The sequence below is a fragment of the Massilia atriviolacea genome (assembly GCF_003953935.1).
Lineage (GTDB): Bacteria > Pseudomonadota > Gammaproteobacteria > Burkholderiales > Burkholderiaceae_D > Telluria_A > Telluria_A atriviolacea.
Map to the genome: position 1 here is coordinate 188,677 of NZ_RXLQ01000009.1, position 16,491 is coordinate 205,167.

16 protein-coding genes are annotated in these 16,491 nt (G+C 66.5%); 6 read left to right on the forward strand and 10 right to left on the reverse strand.

The features are described from left to right. Positions 1-91 precede the first annotated feature (91 nt). Positions 92-406 carry a hypothetical protein gene (locus EJB06_RS18345; protein WP_126075458.1) on the reverse strand — a complete coding sequence of 105 codons (315 nt, stop codon included), beginning with the start codon at positions 404-406 and terminating at the stop codon, positions 92-94. A gap of 203 nt (positions 407-609) precedes the next feature. Here EJB06_RS18345 and EJB06_RS18350 point away from each other — a divergent pair, with 203 nt between their 5' ends. Continuing rightward, complete coding sequence (locus EJB06_RS18350; protein WP_126075459.1) at positions 610-2,916, forward strand: DUF1631 family protein; 2,307 nt, start codon at positions 610-612, stop codon at positions 2,914-2,916. A gap of 6 nt (positions 2,917-2,922) precedes the next feature. Here the strand turns inward: EJB06_RS18350 and ypfJ are convergent, their stop codons facing one another. Then, entirely contained in the window at positions 2,923-3,795 is an 873-nt protein-coding gene (gene ypfJ / locus EJB06_RS18355; RefSeq protein WP_126075460.1) for a KPN_02809 family neutral zinc metallopeptidase, read from the reverse strand. A gap of 119 nt (positions 3,796-3,914) precedes the next feature. Here ypfJ and EJB06_RS18360 point away from each other — a divergent pair, with 119 nt between their 5' ends. Both EJB06_RS18360 and EJB06_RS18365 read left to right on the forward strand, forming a co-directional pair. Then, positions 3,915-4,346: a hypothetical protein gene (locus tag EJB06_RS18360; protein ID WP_126075461.1), complete on the forward strand. Its 432-nt coding sequence runs from the start codon at positions 3,915-3,917 to the stop codon at positions 4,344-4,346. 42 nt (positions 4,347-4,388) lie between these two features. Further along, positions 4,389-5,147, forward strand: coding sequence for a YdcF family protein (locus EJB06_RS18365; protein ID WP_126075462.1), 759 nt, complete (start codon positions 4,389-4,391; stop codon positions 5,145-5,147). A gap of 60 nt (positions 5,148-5,207) precedes the next feature. Here EJB06_RS18365 and EJB06_RS18370 read toward each other — a convergent pair whose 3' ends face one another. The 8 genes from EJB06_RS18370 to EJB06_RS18405 form a co-directional block, all read right to left on the reverse strand. Next, positions 5,208-5,987, reverse strand: coding sequence for a slipin family protein (locus tag EJB06_RS18370; protein WP_126075463.1), 780 nt, complete (start codon positions 5,985-5,987; stop codon positions 5,208-5,210). Positions 5,988-5,989: 2 nt separating this feature from the next. Then, the gene (locus EJB06_RS18375; protein WP_126075464.1) at positions 5,990-7,465 is read right to left on the reverse strand and encodes an NfeD family protein; all 1,476 of its coding nucleotides are present in this window, start codon (positions 7,463-7,465) and stop codon (positions 5,990-5,992) included. Positions 7,466-7,553: 88 nt separating this feature from the next. Beyond that, the gene (locus EJB06_RS18380) at positions 7,554-8,393 is read right to left on the reverse strand and encodes an HDOD domain-containing protein (protein WP_229427146.1); all 840 of its coding nucleotides are present in this window, start codon (positions 8,391-8,393) and stop codon (positions 7,554-7,556) included. Positions 8,394-8,569: 176 nt separating this feature from the next. Further along, positions 8,570-9,574 (reverse strand): BON domain-containing protein, encoded by a 1,005-nt coding sequence (locus tag EJB06_RS32575; RefSeq protein ID WP_229427147.1) that lies wholly within the window; start codon positions 9,572-9,574, stop codon positions 8,570-8,572. A 98-nt stretch (positions 9,575-9,672) separates the two neighbouring features. After that, on the reverse strand, positions 9,673-10,350 hold the full coding sequence (locus tag EJB06_RS31935) for a hypothetical protein (protein WP_164557960.1): 678 nt from the start codon (positions 10,348-10,350) through the stop codon (positions 9,673-9,675). Next, on the reverse strand, positions 10,343-11,044 hold the full coding sequence (locus tag EJB06_RS18395) for a hypothetical protein (RefSeq protein ID WP_126075466.1): 702 nt from the start codon (positions 11,042-11,044) through the stop codon (positions 10,343-10,345). Before EJB06_RS18395 ends, EJB06_RS31935 begins: the two co-directional genes overlap by 8 nt. A 132-nt stretch (positions 11,045-11,176) precedes the next feature. Next, the gene (locus EJB06_RS18400; RefSeq protein ID WP_126075467.1) at positions 11,177-12,901 is read right to left on the reverse strand and encodes a methyl-accepting chemotaxis protein; all 1,725 of its coding nucleotides are present in this window, start codon (positions 12,899-12,901) and stop codon (positions 11,177-11,179) included. 108 nt (positions 12,902-13,009) lie between these two features. Beyond that, positions 13,010-13,516 (reverse strand): hypothetical protein, encoded by a 507-nt coding sequence (locus EJB06_RS18405; RefSeq protein ID WP_229427148.1) that lies wholly within the window; start codon positions 13,514-13,516, stop codon positions 13,010-13,012. Positions 13,517-13,676: 160 nt separating this feature from the next. Here EJB06_RS18405 and EJB06_RS18410 point away from each other — a divergent pair, with 160 nt between their 5' ends. The 3 genes from EJB06_RS18410 to EJB06_RS18420 are packed head-to-tail and all read left to right on the forward strand — an operon-like array spanning position 13,677 to position 16,478. Continuing rightward, on the forward strand, positions 13,677-13,919 hold the full coding sequence (locus EJB06_RS18410; protein ID WP_126075468.1) for a DUF1427 family protein: 243 nt from the start codon (positions 13,677-13,679) through the stop codon (positions 13,917-13,919). Further along, complete coding sequence (locus tag EJB06_RS18415) at positions 13,916-15,760, forward strand: amidohydrolase (RefSeq protein WP_126075469.1); 1,845 nt, start codon at positions 13,916-13,918, stop codon at positions 15,758-15,760. The genes EJB06_RS18410 and EJB06_RS18415 overlap by 4 nt, the downstream gene beginning before the upstream one ends. A gap of 34 nt (positions 15,761-15,794) precedes the next feature. Beyond that, a complete protein-coding gene (locus EJB06_RS18420; RefSeq protein ID WP_126075470.1) occupies positions 15,795-16,478 on the forward strand; it encodes a hydrolase in 684 nt (227 codons plus the stop codon). Positions 16,479-16,491 lie beyond the last annotated feature (13 nt).

Sequence of the window (16,491 nt, forward strand, 5' to 3'; positions counted from 1 at the left end):
CGGCGCGGCGCGCGACCGGCCGGCAAGCGGGCCGTGAACGGGGACAGGGCGATCGCGCAGCGCGCGCAGATCACCGGAAAACAACGCTTTCTTAGCCGTCGAGATCGGTAGGAATGCCGAACTCGTCGTGATTGCTGCGCCGCAAGTTTGGCTTGGTCAGCACCCGCAAGGACACGCTGATGTGGACCGCATTGTCCGCCAGATATTCGGCCGCCCCCACCGTCCCCAGCATCGATTGCAGAATAATCCCGACTTCCACCTTTTGCGCGGTGAGCGTATCGCCGCGCCCGATCACGCGCAAGGGGCGCACCGGGGCCGCCAGGGCCGTGGCGACGGCAATCGGATCGTTACTGGCCGGAACAGTTCTGTTCAGGACCGCATCATCGAGTTCAGCGAAAATTTTCATTCTGGGGAGACGGAAGTTGATCTTACATGTGGTCGGTTCGCCAACACGCACTGCAAGAGGTCGCGAACAAATATTGTATTTTATACATCTCAATTAAATAAATGCAACTGAACAGTGCATTCAAGCCAACAATGTTGCTTTAATGCGCTATCATTGCTTTCAGCCTTCAACATGCGCTCATCCATTTGAGCACAAAAACCGCCATGCAAATACCAAAAAGAGTGTTCCAGCTTGCGAAACAACCTGCACTGTCGGGTTTTCGCGTCCTCGCCGGCAAAACCATTGCCGAGGCCGGCGCCGCCCTGGACAAGGCCCTGCAAGGCAAGGGCGGGCCCGACGAGCGCCTGTTGACGAATGCCCGCTACAACCTGCGCCAGCACGCGAGTTTATTGCAGGAACGCATGGAACATCATTTTGCCGGCTACCTCGAACGCGCCATGGACACCATGTACATGGACACCCGCGCCAGCATCGACGAGATCAGCGCCGACAACCTGACCCTGATCGAAGACGATGTTGTAACGCGGCAAATCGAAATCGACCGCCTGGTCATGCGCCTGCGCGATGCCGACCAGCCGAGCCTGGGGCGCCTGAACCTGATGATTGCGCAGTTGCATGGCGACGGCGACGTGCGCGAGCGCGAAAACCCCTTCCGTCCGTATCTGCTGGCGCGTTCGCTGCACGAAGCCCTTCGCCAGTGCGTCATGGACGAGGCGCAGTCGAAAGTCTTGTTCGACACCCTCTCGGCAGCCATGGTGCGTTGCCTGCAAGGATACTACGTTGCAATAGAAGAAGTGTTCGAATCGCGCGGCATTTCCACCAAGCTCAGCGCGCGCCCGACCGCGCTCACCCGGGCCCAGCGCGACCGGCTGGCCTGGCAAAAAGCGGCGGAACAGCTCATTTCCAAGGGCCCCGGCCGCGGGCGCGCTGTTGCGCAGGCGGCACAATCGGCCACGCTGCCGCCCCAGCCCAAGCAAGCCCGCATGATCCCGGAATTACAACGCCTGATGCAACAGCAGCGCCAGGCGCCGCTGGCCCACGGCAGCGCGCTGGTCCAGCACGGCAAGCCGGATTTGCAGGACATGGTCTGGAATGTCTTCAACCAGCCGAAAGTGCCGCGCCCGCCCCGCCATGAGCACGCCCCGGCCATGGCAGGCGAGGCGAGGCCCAGGTGCGGCACCCTGGAAGCGCAATTAAAACAATTGCAGCAGGCCCATACGGCCCAGCCAGGCGGCGCAAGCCGCGCGGCGACCGCCCCGCTCGATCTGCGCGCCCAGCTGGCCGATGCCGCCAGCAGCGAGCCGGAGCGGGTCACCATCGACCTGGTCAGCCTGCTGTTCGAGTCCATCGTGCACGACGAGCAATTGCCGGAAAGCGTGCGCGGCCAGCTCGGCCGCCTGCACGTGCCCTTCCTGCGCGCCGCCATGCAGGAGCCGTCGATGCTGCACGACGCCCAGCATCCGGCGCGCCGCCTGCTCGACCGGATCGGCACGGTAGCCACCGGCATCACGCCGGAAATGGCTTGCTATCCCGCACTGGAACAGCAAATCGCCTCGGTCCTGGACCAGGTGCTGCAGGGTTTTGACACGGACATGAGCGCCTTTGCCGAGGGCCAGCGCCAGCTCGACCAGTTCGTGTCGGCACTGTTGCCGCGCAGCGACCTGGGCCTGGCGCGCTGCATCGATACCCTCGGCACGGTCGAAGCGGCCAGTGCGCGCCACCGCGATACCGCGGCCGCCCTGGTGTCCTTGCTCGACGCACTCGATTGCGATCCGCGCATCGGCAATTTTCTTACCGATATCTGGAGCCGGGTACTGGCGCATCCGGCCAGCGAGGGCGCCGCCGGCCTGCCGATGCTGGCCGAGCTGGTCTGGACCTCGCAGGAAAAAACCACGCTGGAAGACCGCGCTGTCATGGTCAGCATGCTGCCCGGCATGGTCAAACGGGTGCGCGAAGGCCTGGCCGCGGCCGGCATGGGCGACGAGGCGGCCAAGGCTGCGCTCGACCGGCTGGTGATCGTGCATATGGATGTGCTGGGCCAGCGCCAGCCGCCCTCGCGCCGGCCGCTCACGCTGGCGCAGTTACGCGCGCACTTCGCCGCCTTCGACGGCGGCGGCGCTGCGGGGAGCGACGCGGTCAGCATCGGCCACGAGCAGCTGGAAGCGGCACTGGCCCAGCGCGGCATCCGTGCCGACCTGTACACCGATCCGGGCAAGGGCGCGGCGCGCGCCGACGACGAACAGGAATGGCTGGGCATGGCGCTGCCGGGGGCCGGTTTCGAAATCGCCCTCGACGGCCGCTACGTGCCGGCACGCCTGAGCGGGGTGAGCCCGCGCGGCAGCCTGTACCTGTTCTCGGTCAAGGGCCAGGCCGCGCCCGCCACCTTCACGCGCGACGCCCTGCTGGCGGCGATGCAGGATGAAACCCTGCGCACGGTGGAACACGCGCCCGTGTTCGAGCGCGCGGTCGAGTCGCTGATGGCGGGTGCCGAAGCCCTCAGCAACGCCTGAACCCGCTTACAGCTGGCGCGCGGCGAAGGTATCGCAGGTGTCGACCTTGCCGGTCTCGAGGCCGCGCTTGAACCAGCGCGCACGCTGTTCCGAAGTGCCGTGGGTAAACGAATCCGGCACCACATGGCCTTGCGACTGGCGCTGCAAGGCGTCGTCGCCGATGGCGCTCGCCGCTTTCAGCGCAGCATCGACGTCGCCCTGTTCCAGGATGGCGCGCGACTGGTTGGCGTGGAAGGCCCAGACCCCGGCGAAACAGTCGGCCTGCAATTCCAGCCGCACCGACATCGCGTTCGCCTGTTTTTCGGTGCCGCGCTGGCGCACCTGGTCGACCTTGTCGGTCAGGCCCATCGCGTGCTGCACGTGGTGGCCGATTTCGTGGGCAATCACGTATGCCTGGGCAAACTCGCCCTCGACCTTGAAGCGCTCTTCCATCAGCTGGAAAAAACTCATGTCCAGGTATACCTTGCTATCGGCCGGGCAATAGAAAGGCCCGGTCGCGCTGCTGCCGGCGCCGCAGGCGGTCTGGGTCCGGCCGGTATATAAACGGAGCGCCGGTTTCTGGTAGGTGCCGCCCTGCTCGCGGAACAGCTTGGTCCAGACATCTTCGGTATCGGCCAGCACCACGCGCACGAACTTCGAGTCGCGGTCGTTTGCCGGCGCCTGGGTTTGTTGCTGCTGCACCGGCGCCGGCCCGCCGCCGCCGCTCATGATGCTCAGGATGGTCATCGGGTTGACCCCGAAAATCCAGCCGCCGACCAGCGCAATGACGATCGAACCGATCCCGATCGAGCGTCCGCCGAAGCCGAAACCGCCGCCGCCGCCGCCGGAACCGCGCACATCTTCCACGTTGTCGCTTTCGCGATTACCTTCCCATTTCATGTTCTGCTCCACAATGCATTTTGTTAATCTTATAATGACTTTACGCTGAAAGCCAATTTCCTGGCGCACACAGCGATCATTGCGTTCGCGCTTCGCGACAACCTGCACGCTTGCCATCCATGACCCAGCCTTCCTTCCACTTCCTCCTGATCGCCGCCGCTCTCAGCGCCACGGCGGCCGCCGTCCATGTCGCCTGCATTATCGGCGGACCCAACTGGTACCGCGCCCTCGGCGCTGGCGAGCCGATGGCGCAAATGGCCGCCTCCGGTTCCTCGTATCCGGCCATGGTCACCGCCGCCATCAGCGCCGTGCTGCTGGTCTGGGCCGCGTACGCGCTGGCGGGCGCCGGCGTGCTGCCGCGCCTGCCGTGGATGCGCGCCATCCTGTGCGCCATCACCGCCGTGTATGTATTGCGCGGGCTGGCCCTGGTGCCGATGATGATCATGATGCCGGGCCGCAGCACCGCCTTCTGGTACTGGAGCTCGGCCATCTGCCTGGGCGTCGGCATCGTGCATGGGCTCGGCCTGCGCCAGGCCTGGACATCGCTGTGACGCAGCGGCGGCCGTGACACACCTTCCGATGCGCAGGCGGCCATGATCGACATCCTGGTGCGCGTGCTGCTCATGCCACCGATGAGCCTGATCGTGCTGATCGTGGCCGGCACCGCGCTGCGGCGGCGCTGGCCGCGTTGCGGGCGCGCCCTCGGCCGGCTGGGACTGGCCGCCCTGCTGGTGCTGTCGACCAACGCCGGCTCGCTGCTGCTGGTGCGCCCGCTCGAACGCCTTACCGCCCCGCTGGCCGAGGCCCGCGCCAGCGGCGCGCAAGCCATCGTGGTGCTGGCGGCCGGCAACGTGCACGCGGCGCCCGAATATGGCGGCGCCGACGTGCCCGACGACGTCGCCCTGTTGCGCCTGCGCTACGCCGCACATCTGCAGCACGCCACCAATCTGCCGCTGCTGGTCAGCGGCGGCAATGCCGAGCCGGACAAGGGCATTGCGTCCAAGGCCAGCACCATGGCGCGCGCCCTGCGCGAGGATTTCCGCACCCCGGTCGCCTGGACCGAAGAGCGCTCGGCCGACACCGCCCAGAACGCCACCTGCAGCGCCGCCATCCTCAAGGCCGCCGGGGTGCGCCGCGTGCTGCTGGTCACGCACGCCATGCACATGCCGCGCGCCGTGCGCGCCTTTGCCGACGCCGGACTGGAGGTGGTGCCGGCGCCGACCATGTTCTATTCGCGCAGCACGCTCTCGCCGCTGATGTTCGTGCCGAGCTGGAGCGGCATGTTCCGCTCCCACTACGCCACCCACGAATGGATCGGCCTGGCCTGGCAATGGCTTCGCCGCCCTGGCTGAGCGGCTGGCGCTGCACACGCGGCAGCAACGGCGGCGCGGGCGGCGGCGCGCGCGAACGCCTCAGGCCGGTTTGTCGCGCGCGCGCTCGATCATGCCGCCCAGCATGTCGAGCGGCAGCGGGAACACGATCGTCGTGCTCTTGTCGCTGGCCAGGGTACCCAGGGTTTGCAGGTAGCGCAGCTGCATCGCGCCCTGCTGTTGCGCCAGCACATTGGCCGCCTGCATCAGCTTTTCCGAGGCCTGCAATTCGCCTTCGGCATGGATGACCTTGGCGCGCCGCTCGCGTTCCGCCTCCGCCTGGCGCGCGATCGCGCGCACCATCGATTCGTCCAGGTCGACGTGCTTGATTTCGACGTTGGCCACCTTGATGCCCCAGGCGTCGGTCTGGGCGTCGAGCACTTGCTGGATATCGATATTGAGCCGTTCGCGCTCGGCCAGCATGTCGTCGAGCTCATGCTTGCCCAGCACCGAGCGCAGCGTGGTCTGCGCCAGCTGGCTGGTCGCTTCCATGAAATTGGCGACCTGGATGATGGCGCGCTCGGGATCGATCACGCGGAAGTACAGCACGGCATTGACCTTGACCGAGACATTGTCGCGCGAAATGACATCCTGCTTGGGCACGTCGAGCACGATGGTGCGCAGGTCGACCCGCACCATTTGCTGCAGCACGGGAATGAGCAGGATCAGTCCCGGCCCCTTGACCGCCCAGAAGCGCCCCAGCTGGAACACCACGCCGCGCTCGTACTCGCGCAAGATGCGCACGGACATCGCCAGCAGCACCAGCGCCAGCAATATCAACAACACCAGCGTCGCAAAACCGAACCCGACTTCATCGTCCATGCTTATTCTCCTTGCCTGTTCCGATCGCGCGGCGCGGGGCCGCCTCCGGGCTCGGCGGGAAGCACATCGAGCCGCGCCCCCTCGCGTGCCAGCACCCGCACAGCCTGTCCGGGCAGCAGCGCGACAGGGCTTCGCACGCGCCAGGTTTCGCCATTGACGTTGGCCCAGGCCTCGCGCCCCTCGCTGCGGATAATCTCGGCCGGGCTGCCGACCAGCGCGTTCGGCCCGCCCGCCGGCGCGCGCCGGCGCGTCCTGAGCGCCACCGCGCCCATGCCCGCGACCAGCAGCGCGCTCGCCACGGCCAGCGGCACCACCACGCCGGCCGGCACGCCGTAGCCGGGCACATCGGTGTCGACCAGGATCAGCGCGCCCGCCACGAAGGCGGCAATGCCGCCCAGCCCCAGCACGCCGAAACTGGGCAAGAATGCCTCCCCCACCATGAACGCCAGGCCCAGCAGGATCAGGCCGAGTCCCGCATAGTTCAGGGGCAGCATGTGCAGGCCGTACAGGCCCAGCAGCAGGCACAGGGCGCCCACCACGCCGGGCGCGACCGCACCGGGGCTCATGAATTCGAACAGCAGGCCGTAGATGCCGATACTCATCAGTATCAGGGCGACCGACGGTTCGGAGAGCACCGCCAGCAGCCGGGTGCGCCAATCCGGCGCGGCGGCGTGCAGCGGCGCCCCGCGCGTGCGCAAGGCCGGCGTCCCCTCGCGCAAGGCGATCCGCCTGCCGTCGACCTGCGCCAGCAAGGCCGCCACGTCGCCCGCCACGTGCTCGATCACGCGCGCGTTCAGCGCCTCGGCGGCGGGCAGGCTGAGGCCGTCGCGCACCGAGCGCTCGGCCCAGTCCGGATTACGCCCGCGCAGGTCGGCCAGCGAGCGGATGTAGGCGGCGGCATCGTTGACCTGCTTGCGCGCCAACGGCGAGCCGGACCGTGCGGCCGGCGGATCCCTGCCCGGCCCGCCGCGCCGCGCTTCACCCCATTCAGGCGCCGCGCCGGGCAAGGCGTCATCGCCGCCCCCGGGCCCGCCCAGCTGCACCGGCGTGGCCGCGCCCAGGTTGGTGCCGGGCGCCATGGCGGCGATGTGGCTGGCCATCAGGAGGAAGGTGCCGGCGCTGGCCGCGCGCGCGCCCGAGGGCGCCACGTAGACCGCCACCGGCACCGGCGCTCCCAGGATGGCCTTGACCGCCGTGCGCATCGACGTGTCGAGTCCGCCCGGGGTATCGAGTTGGACGATCACCAGCTGGTGGCCGGCGCGCGCCGCGCGCGCGATGCCGCGTGCCAGGTAGTCGGCGCTGGCCGGGCCGATGGCGCCGTCGACCGTCAGCAAGGTCACCGGCGCCAGCGCGGCGGCGGACGGCGTCCACAGCAGGAGAAAGAGGAAGGCGGCGCACGCGGCGAGCCGGCGCAGCGCGGCCAGCGGGCCGCCACTGCGACCGCCGACAGCAAACCATGCATGCTCGATGCGTTTCATGTTCCCCCCCGGCATGGGACGGATGTCCCGCCTTGCCAGGGGTTAGAAGCGCGGTACGCGCTTTAGTTCCGACGATGTCATCGGGACCTTAGACCAGCAGCGCGGCGCTCATCGATTTGACTTCGTCGGCCGACTCGTCGAGGATGGCTTGCAGGGTATCGTTGTCGATGACGAAGTCGAGCACCGAATCGGCGTGATCGGGCAGCGGCGCCTCCGCCACGCCGAGCGGCGATGCGACCGGCGCGAACTGGTTCGCCAGCAGCAGGGTATCGAGCAAGGTGCTTGGCGGCATGGTGAGCCAGCCGTCGCGCAGGGCCAGGATGGCCTGGGTGACGGTGTCGGGAATGGCGAGCTTTTTCAGCACTTCGCGGCTGACCACTTCCTCGCACAACTCCGCCCATTTTTCGGGATCGTCGTCGAGCAAACCCGGAAATTCATCGGCGCGCGAGAGCAGGTAAAACCCGCCCACTTCGTGCACGATGGCGGCGAACATGGCGGTGTCGGGATTGACGAAGGTCACCCGCCGCGCCAGCACCTGGGCCAGCGCCGCCACGTGGGCCGTGTGTTCCCACAGCTGCTCGGCCTTGGCGCGCAGCACCGGGTCGACGATGCGGCTGCCGAACTGGCGCACCACGAGGCTGGCGACCAGGGTCTGCAGGCTGCGGTAGCCCACCCGCATGACGGCCGCGCGCACATTCGTGATCGGGGTATCGCCATTCCGGTTGAAAGCGGCCGAGTTGGCCAGCGCGACGGTGCGCGCGGCCAGTTGCGGCTCGCCCAGCACCAGCTTGATGGCGTCTTCAATATGACAATCGGGATCGTCGAGTGCAAGTTGCAGGCGCAAGGCGGCGTTCACGCTGGTGGGGAGGGTGATTTCCCCGCGTGCGGCCTGCGCGGCAATATATCCAAAGGCTTCTAGTCTGTTCACAGGAAAATTATACAGTGGGGAAGGGCCGACGCCATGGATTGCAGCGACAAAGCCCCACACGGTGCAGCAATGCAACACAATCGCATCCTCGCACCGCATGGGGCCGCTGTTTTCCTCAGGCCGGTCCGCTGCGCGCGGCCCGGCCGGGTATCGCAGGACTGACTTCAGAGGCCGGCTTATTTCACCTTGATGGCGCTCTTGACCGAGGTGACGCCGTCGACGCTCTTGGCCAGGCGCACGGCTTTCTCGGCATCGGCCTTGGAATCGACGAAGCCGCTCAGCATGACCACGCCTTTTTCGGTTTCGACGTGGATCGCCATCGATTTCAGTTCCGGCTCCTTGAAGATGTCGGCTTTGACCTTGGTGGTGATCACGGAGTCGGCCACGACGGCGCCGGTCTTTTCGGCGGCACGGTCCATTTTAGGCGCCATGGTGTCGGCGGCGCGCTCGGTCTTGTCGGCCAGGGTATCGATCACGCGTTCGGTCTTGGCAGCGACGGCGCCGGCGGCGGCGCGGGTCTTATCGGCGGCGGTGTCGACCGCGTTGGCGGTGCGCTGGCCGGCGCTGTCGACTGCCATCTCGGTGCGGTTGGCAACGGCGCCGGCGGTGGTGGCGGCGGTGCGGTTGTTGTTATCGACCAGGCAGCCGGTGTTCGGGCTGCCCGCTACCTGGGCGCATTTGTCCACGGCGGCCGATTTGGTGGCATCGCTCGTGGTGGTGCGGGTGACCGGGCTCATGGTATCGGTAGTGCCGGTGCTGGCGACCTGCATGTTGCGGTCGGCCTTGACGTCGGCCAGTGCCGCGGTGTGGACCGCGCGCGCATTGCTCATGCAGCTGTCTTTTTCGGCGCCGCTGGTGTCGGCGCATTTCACTTTGGCCAGCGCGTAATCGGCATTGGCCAGCTCGGTGCGGGCCTTGGTGCGGCCTTTGGGTGTGTTGTTGTATTCGGTCAGGGCGGCCAGTTCGGCGCGCGCGTGCACCACCTTGGCTTCTTCCATGCACAGGTTGCGCGCATTCCCGCTCATGTCCTTGCACTGCGCCTTGGCCACCTTGTAGTCGGCGTCGGCTTGTTGGGTCATCGTGCGGTAGGTCGCGGTATCGGTCTTGGTGTCGGCGGCATAGGCGCTGGCGAAAGCGGCGCTGAGGGCGGTGGCAAGCAAGGTGGCGACGATAGGTTTCATGATGAGGTCCCTTTGAATGTATGGTTGTTGGTAGACGGATTTAACATCCTAAGCACACGCAACATCTGTGCGACAACGTACATACGGACACAAAAGGACTATCGAACTCGGTTTAATCGCGCATCGGCCTGGGCAAAAAGATTCTCGTCTGCATGATGCGGACCATCCGCCAGGGCTTGCTCCAGCAAGGCGACGGTGTCGTGCTTGGGTTCGCGGAAACGTGTGCGCACCCGCAACATTTCATTGACCAGGGCAGTGTAGCGCTCGGGATGGAAGCGCGCCACCCAGGCCACGGCGGTCATGTCGGCGTAGGCTTCCTCGGTGCGCACGCGGCGCGCGAACCAGTCGCGCACGGGGCCGATCCAGGACACCACCGGCAACAGTTTTTCGTTGTGCGGATAACCGTTCAGGCGGCGGTGGCAATGGCCCACTTCATGCATGGCCGCGCCGGCCAGAAAGGTGTCGAGCAGCTCGGGAACGATCATCGCGCTGAGCTTGTCGGCGGTCGGGTTATTGCTGGCCGACACGATGAGGGTGCAGCGCCCGTTCTCGCTGGCCAGCCCGATCGGGGTATGGCCCGGCAAACCGTTGCCGTCGACGATCTCGAGTGCGATCGGCATGCCTTGCGCGCGGCCCCAGGCCACCGCTTCGGTGGCGGCGGCGATCCACTGCGCTTCGCTGGCCGGAGTGGCGGCGGAGGCGGCGGAGGCGGCGGAGGCGGCCGAGGCGGCCGAGGCGGCCAGCGCCAGCAGGACGGCTGCGCAGCCCTTATTCATCGTTCAGCAAGCCGGTTTGCCACAGCGTCACGGCATCGTCGAACGGGGAGGCGCCACGGCCGAAGCCGTCGGCGTTTTTCGCCAGGCGCACCCAAGTGCGGGTATCGTGGCCGCTGCGCTCGGCCGGCACGGCGTCGCGCAGGGACGACAGCCAGGCGTACACGCGGCCATATTCGGCCGGATGCTGGCGCTGCACCCAGGACAGCGCCACCAGGTCGGCAAAGCCTTCTTCGCGGCGCATCTCGCGCATGGCTTTCGATGCGGCCAGCATGCCCGTGTCCTGCGCCTGTTCCTCGCCGGTTTCGACGAAGCCGGCCGGCAAGGCGTGCCACACGCCCTGCACATAACGCCAGCAATGGCCGATTTCGTGGGCCGCCATGGTTTCGATCAGCAGCGCGCGCTCGGCTTGCGGCACGGTCTGGAGAATGGTTTCGGCATCGGGATTGCCGCGCATCGACAGCACCAGCTTGCAGCGGCCGTCGACAAAGCCCATCGCCAGCGGCACATCGCCGGGACGGGCTTTCGGTTGCACGATGATATCAATTGGCAAGTTGATACGTTGTGAATACGCCAACACGGGCGCGGCGGCGTTCAGCCAGCGCGTTTCCAGCTCGGTCAGGGCTGCGCCAGCGGTGGCAGCAGCGGGAATCAGGGCGATACCGGCGAGCAGTGCGGTCAAAAAGGACTTGAACATGGCGTTTCCTCAAGAGGTCTATAAGTGCCTAAGAGCAATAATATAGACCTCTGGAACGCTTGGGGAGAAATATCTTTCCTTGTGGAAAATCCTCAACATAGCGCCCTGTCAAGTTAGCGCTGGCGCAAACAATCAGAACGTTTCCCACTCGTCGGCAACCGTGTTTTCACTGGCAACCTTGCCTTTCGGCCTGGCCGGAACGCGCGCGACCGCCCTGCCCTTCGGCGCCGCCGCCGCACGCGCCGGCGCACGCGCTACCGGACGCGCCGGCGCTGCAAGGCGCAGCGCCCCCTCGGCCAGCACGAATACCCCCACCACGGCGGTCAGCGAGGCCGCCTCCTCATTGAGCGACGAGGCCGCCGCCGCAGCCTGCTCGACCAGCGCGGCGTTCTGCTGGGTCGCCTGGTCCATCTGTCCGATCGCCTGGTTGACCTGCTCGATGCCGGCCGTCTGTTCCTGGCTGGCCAGGCTGATTTCGGCCATGATGTCGGTCACCCGTTTCACGCTGGACACGATTTCCTGCATCGTGCTGCCGGCCTGGTCCACCAGGCGCGCACCGGCGTCGACCCGCTCGACCGAATTGCCGATCAGGGACTTGATCTCTTGCGCCGCCGCCGCCGAGCGCTGCGCCAGGTTGCGCACTTCCGAGGCCACCACCGCGAAGCCACGGCCCTGCTCGCCGGCACGGGCCGCTTCCACCGCCGCGTTCAGCGCCAGGATATTGGTCTGGAAGGCAATGCTGTCGATCACGCCGATGATATCGACGATCTTCTTCGACGATTCGTTGATCGACGCCATCGTATCGACCACCTGCGCCACCACCGCGCCGCCCTTGACCGCCACTTCCGACGCCGACAGCGCCAGCGCATTCGCCTGGCGCGCGTTATCGGCATTCTGGCGCACGGTGCCGGTCAGCTCTTCCATGGACGAGGCGGTTTCTTCCAGCGTGCCGGCCTGGCTTTCGGTCCGCGCCGACAGGTCCTGGTTGCCGGCCGCGATTTCCGACGAGGCGGTGGTGATGGTGGCCGTGCCGGCGCGCACCTGGGCCACGATTCCGACCAGGCTGTCGCGCATGCCTTTCATGGCGAACAGCAGGCTGCTGCGGTCGCCATCGACGGTCTCGATCTCGACCGCCAGGTTGCCGGCCGCAATGCTCGACACCACATGCGCCGCGTAATCGGGCTGGCCGCCGAGCTGGCGCAGCAGGCCGCGGCTGATGTACCAGGCCGCCACCGAACCGACCGCGACGGCAATCGCGCACAGCACCGTCATCCACAGCAGGAAGGAACTGGCCAGGTGGGTGGCATTGTCGGCCTGCACGCCGGTCATTTTTTCTTCCAGGTCGATCAGGCGGTTGATGCTGGCCAGCCAGCCCACGAAAGCCGGAGCCGCCTGCTGCGCCAGCAGGGCGTTGGCTTCGGGCAGCTTGTCTTCCAGGCGCAGCGCGATCACCGTGGCGATCAGCGGCATGGTCTTGCTTTCGCTATCCTTGATGCCGGCCAGCGCGGCTTTTTCCTCGCTCGTCGCGTTGGGATTGTCGACCAGCGCATCGAGCGGCGCGGCCGAGCGCGCGTAATTGTCGGCCAGCTGCTTGATCAGGTCCAGGTGCGGCCGGGCGGCGGCGGCATCGGCCGCCAGCACCACGTCGCGTAGGGCGATGGCGCGGTCGTGCACGCTGCCACGGAAATTGATCGCGTAGCGCTGCTTGACGTTATTGACCTTGTTAATCTGATTCAGGCTCGCTTCGATGCCGCCCACGCGCGAAATCGCCATCGCCGACAACAGCACGATCAGCAAAAACACGCCGCCAAAACCGGCTGCCAGGCGCCGTCCGATGCTCATTCCAGAAGTATTCATGTTCGCTCGCGAAAGTTATAAAAGTGCCATGTGGCAACATTTATTTACTCTAGCATGCGCCCACCGCCGCACGAGCGCCGCCGGCCGAAAGCGAGCGGATGTTCGGATTTATTGGTGGAAAACCGCGCGAAGCGTGGTTTTCCTGTCTGTACACAAGGGCATGATTGGCGTTTGCGCCATGCGCCCAAGCCTTACCTGGCGCGGCTCAGGCTGGCCGCCGTGCCGAACGCGGGACGGATATCGTTCGGCACCGCGCGTGCTGAAGAAATCGAGCTTGCGGGTTTGCTTCTCGTCGCCGATATTGACATATGCTCCGAACGCCGCCTTGTAGCCGAACAGTTCATCGTGCTCCTCGGCGCAGGCGAGCGTCCTGAATGTGCCCTGCGCGCCATTCCTGATGGTGGTGAAGAACCACTGCGCCTGCTCCTTGTCCTTCGGGGCGAGCGCGTTGATCCACGCTTCCAGCGATTCCTTGCCCGCGCCTTCGGGATAGAAATTGGCGCCTTCCGGCTTCCTGGCAGGGATGGTGATGCCGGCGCAGGTGGCGGGCAGGAAGGACTGGTTAGCGTCGAGGATGGACCAGGGCCCCTTGTTCAGCCAAAAATAGTGGCGCAATCTCCCACCGTCGTTCCCGCCTGCGCTGGAACGACGGTGGGGTGGCGGTGCGCACGACATGGCAAAAACAGCATCCTGATTCTATCCCTCCCGCGCCCCGCCTTCCATACTCAATGCGACAGGACCGCTATCCGGCCCTGCGACACTTGAGGAGTGAGCAATGTATCTGATGTCGATCGGAGCCGGCGTGCTGGTAGGGATCATCTACGCGCTGATCAATGTGCGTTCGCCCGCGCCGCCCGCCGTCGCGCTGCTGGGCCTGCTGGGAATGCTGATCGGCGAACAGATGGTCCCCATCGCCAAGCGCGTCATCGCCGGCGAGCCCTTGAGCATCGCCTGGTTCAGCGCCGAATGCGCTCCCAGAATCACCGGCCTGCATGCCAAGGACAAGGACGCCGCATGAGCGCCTCCCTGATCCTCATCAACGGCCGTTTCCATACCACCGACCGTGCCAATCCGGTCGCCAGCGCGGTCGCCATCGATGGCGAGCGCTTCCTGGAAGTGGGCGGCCTTGAGGCCGTGATGCGCCATCGCGGCCCCGCCACCGAGGTCGTCGACCTGGCCGGACGCACCGTCATCCCGGGCCTGAACGACTCGCACATGCACCTCATTCGCGGCGGCCTGAACTACAACCTGGAGTTGCGCTGGGAAGGCGTGCCCTCGCTGGCCGACGCCATGCGCATGCTGCGCGAACAGGCGATGCGCACGCCGTCGCCGCAGTGGGTACGCGTGGTGGGCGGCTGGACCGAATTCCAGTTCGCCGAAAAGCGCATGCCGACCATCGAGGAACTCAACGCCGCCGCGCCCGACACCCCGGTCTTCGTGCTGCACCTGTACGACCGCGCCCTGCTCAACGGCGCCGCGCTGCGGGCGGTCGGCTACACGCGCGACACCCCCAACCCGCCCGGCGGCGAGATCGTGCGCGACGCCGCCGGCAACCCGACCGGCATGCTGATCGCCCGTCCCAACGCGATGATCCTGTACGCCACCCTGGCCAAAGGCCCGGCGCTGCCGCTCGAGCACCAGGTCAACTCGACGCGCCAGTTCATGCGCGAACTCAATCGGCTGGGCGTGACCAGCGTGATCGACGCCGGCGGCGGCTTCCAGAACTTCCCCGACGATTACGCCATCGTCGACCGGCTCGCGCGCGACGGCCAGCTCAGCGTGCGCATCGCCTACAACCTGTTCACCCAGAACAAGGGCGCCGAACTGCAGGACTTCCAGGCCTGGAGCAAGATGATCAAGCCGGGCGAGGGCAGCGACTACTACCGCCACAACGGCGCCGGCGAGATGCTGGTGTTCTCGGCGGCCGACTTCGAAGACTTCCTCGAACCGCGTCCCGAACTGGCCGCCGGCATGGAAGACGAACTCGAAAAAGTCGTGCGCCACCTGGTCGAACAGCGCTGGCCGTTCCGCCTGCACGCCACCTACGACGAATCGATTTCGCGCATGCTCGACGTGTTCGAAAAGGTCAACCGCGAGATTGCCTTCGACGGCCTGCGCTGGATGTTCGACCACGCCGAAACCATCACCCCGCGCAATATCGACCGCGTGCGCGCGCTCGGCGGCGGCATCGCCATCCAGCACCGCATGGCCTTCCAGGGCGAATACTTCGTCGAGCGCTACGGCGCCGAAGCGGCCCGCCACACGCCGCCGATCGCGCGCATGCTGGAAGCGGGCGTGCCGGTCGGCGCCGGCACCGACGCCACCCGCGTGGCCAGCTACAACCCGTGGACCGCGCTGTACTGGCTGGTGTCCGGCCGCACCGTCGGCGGCCTGCGCCTGTACGGCGCCGACCAGCAGATGCCGCGCGCCACCGCGCTCGAACTGTGGACCTCGGGCAGCGCCTGGTTCTCCAGCGAACAGCACCAGAAGGGCCGCATCAAGGCCGGCCAGCTGGCCGACCTCGCGGTGCTGTCGGGCGACTTTTTCAGCGTGGCGGAAGACGACATCAAGGCGCTCGAATCGGTGCTCACCGTGGTCGGCGGCAAAGTGGTGTACGGCGCGGGCGACTTTGCGCCGCTGGCCCCGGCCCCGATTCCGGCCCTGCCCGACTGGTCGCCCGTGAACGCCTACGGCGGCCATTACCGGCCGGCGGCACAGCGCAGCGCCCTGCCGCACCTGTGCGCCGGCTCGTGCGGCGTGCATGGCCACGCGCACGGCATCGCGCGCAAGTCGACCATCCCGGTCACCAGCCACACCGGCTTCTGGGGCGCGCTCGGCTGCAGCTGCTTCGCGTTCTGACCGGCCCCATTTTTCAACCCAAGGAGTGCATTACATGAATCCGAAACTCGACGTCCTGACCCCGCAAAACTCGCAACTGATTTTCATCGACCACCAGCCGCAGATGGCCTTCGGCGTGCAGTCGATCGACCGCCAGGTCCTCAAGAACAACACGGTGGCGCTGGCCAAGGCCGCCAAGGCCTTCGACATCCCGACCGTGATCACCACCGTCGAAACGCAGGCGTTCTCGGGCCACACCTATCCGGAACTGCTGGACGTCTTCCCTGGCCAGAAAATCCTCGAGCGCAGCTCGATGAATTCCTGGGACGACCAGAAAGTGCGCGACGCCCTGAAAGCGAACGGCCGTAAAAAAGTCGTCGTCGCCGGCCTGTGGACGGAAGTGTGCAACAACAGCTTCGCGCTGTGCGCCATGGCCGAAGGCGACTACGAAATCTACATGGTGGCCGATGCATCGGGCGGCACCTCGAAAGAAGCGCACGACTACGCCATGCAGCGCATGATCCAGGCCGGCGTGGTGCCGGTCACCTGGCAGCAGGTGATGCTGGAATGGCAGCGCGACTGGGCGCACCGCGAGACCTACGACGCCGTCATGGCGATCGTCAAAGAGCACTCGGGCGCGTACGGCATGGGCGTCGACTACGCCTACACGATGGTGCACAAGGCAGCCGAGCGCACCACCGGCGAGCACGAAGTCCTGGCGCCGGTACCGGCGAAGTAATCCATCATCGCCG

Excerpts from the sequence above, each read along its gene's own strand:
- ypfJ (WP_126075460.1), bottom strand. The coding sequence starts at position 3,795 with ATGAAATGGGAAGGTAATCGCGAAAGCGACAACGTGGAAGATGTGCGC.
- EJB06_RS18415 (WP_126075469.1), top strand. The coding sequence starts at position 13,916 with ATGAGCGCCTCCCTGATCCTCATCAACGGCCGTTTCCATACCACCGAC.
- EJB06_RS18375 (WP_126075464.1), bottom strand. The coding sequence starts at position 7,465 with ATGAAACGCATCGAGCATGCATGGTTTGCTGTCGGCGGTCGCAGTGGC.
- EJB06_RS18400 (WP_126075467.1), bottom strand. The coding sequence starts at position 12,901 with ATGAATACTTCTGGAATGAGCATCGGACGGCGCCTGGCAGCCGGTTTT.
- EJB06_RS32575 (WP_229427147.1), bottom strand. The coding sequence starts at position 9,574 with ATGAAACCTATCGTCGCCACCTTGCTTGCCACCGCCCTCAGCGCCGCT.
- EJB06_RS18370 (WP_126075463.1), bottom strand. The coding sequence starts at position 5,987 with ATGGACGATGAAGTCGGGTTCGGTTTTGCGACGCTGGTGTTGTTGATA.
- EJB06_RS18395 (WP_126075466.1), bottom strand. The coding sequence starts at position 11,044 with ATGTTCAAGTCCTTTTTGACCGCACTGCTCGCCGGTATCGCCCTGATT.
- EJB06_RS18345 (WP_126075458.1), bottom strand. The coding sequence starts at position 406 with ATGAAAATTTTCGCTGAACTCGATGATGCGGTCCTGAACAGAACTGTT.
- EJB06_RS18420 (WP_126075470.1), top strand. The coding sequence starts at position 15,795 with ATGAATCCGAAACTCGACGTCCTGACCCCGCAAAACTCGCAACTGATT.
- EJB06_RS18350 (WP_126075459.1), top strand. The coding sequence starts at position 610 with ATGCAAATACCAAAAAGAGTGTTCCAGCTTGCGAAACAACCTGCACTG.
- EJB06_RS31935 (WP_164557960.1), bottom strand. The coding sequence starts at position 10,350 with ATGAATAAGGGCTGCGCAGCCGTCCTGCTGGCGCTGGCCGCCTCGGCC.
- EJB06_RS18365 (WP_126075462.1), top strand. The coding sequence starts at position 4,389 with ATGATCGACATCCTGGTGCGCGTGCTGCTCATGCCACCGATGAGCCTG.
- EJB06_RS18410 (WP_126075468.1), top strand. The coding sequence starts at position 13,677 with ATGTATCTGATGTCGATCGGAGCCGGCGTGCTGGTAGGGATCATCTAC.
- EJB06_RS18360 (WP_126075461.1), top strand. The coding sequence starts at position 3,915 with ATGACCCAGCCTTCCTTCCACTTCCTCCTGATCGCCGCCGCTCTCAGC.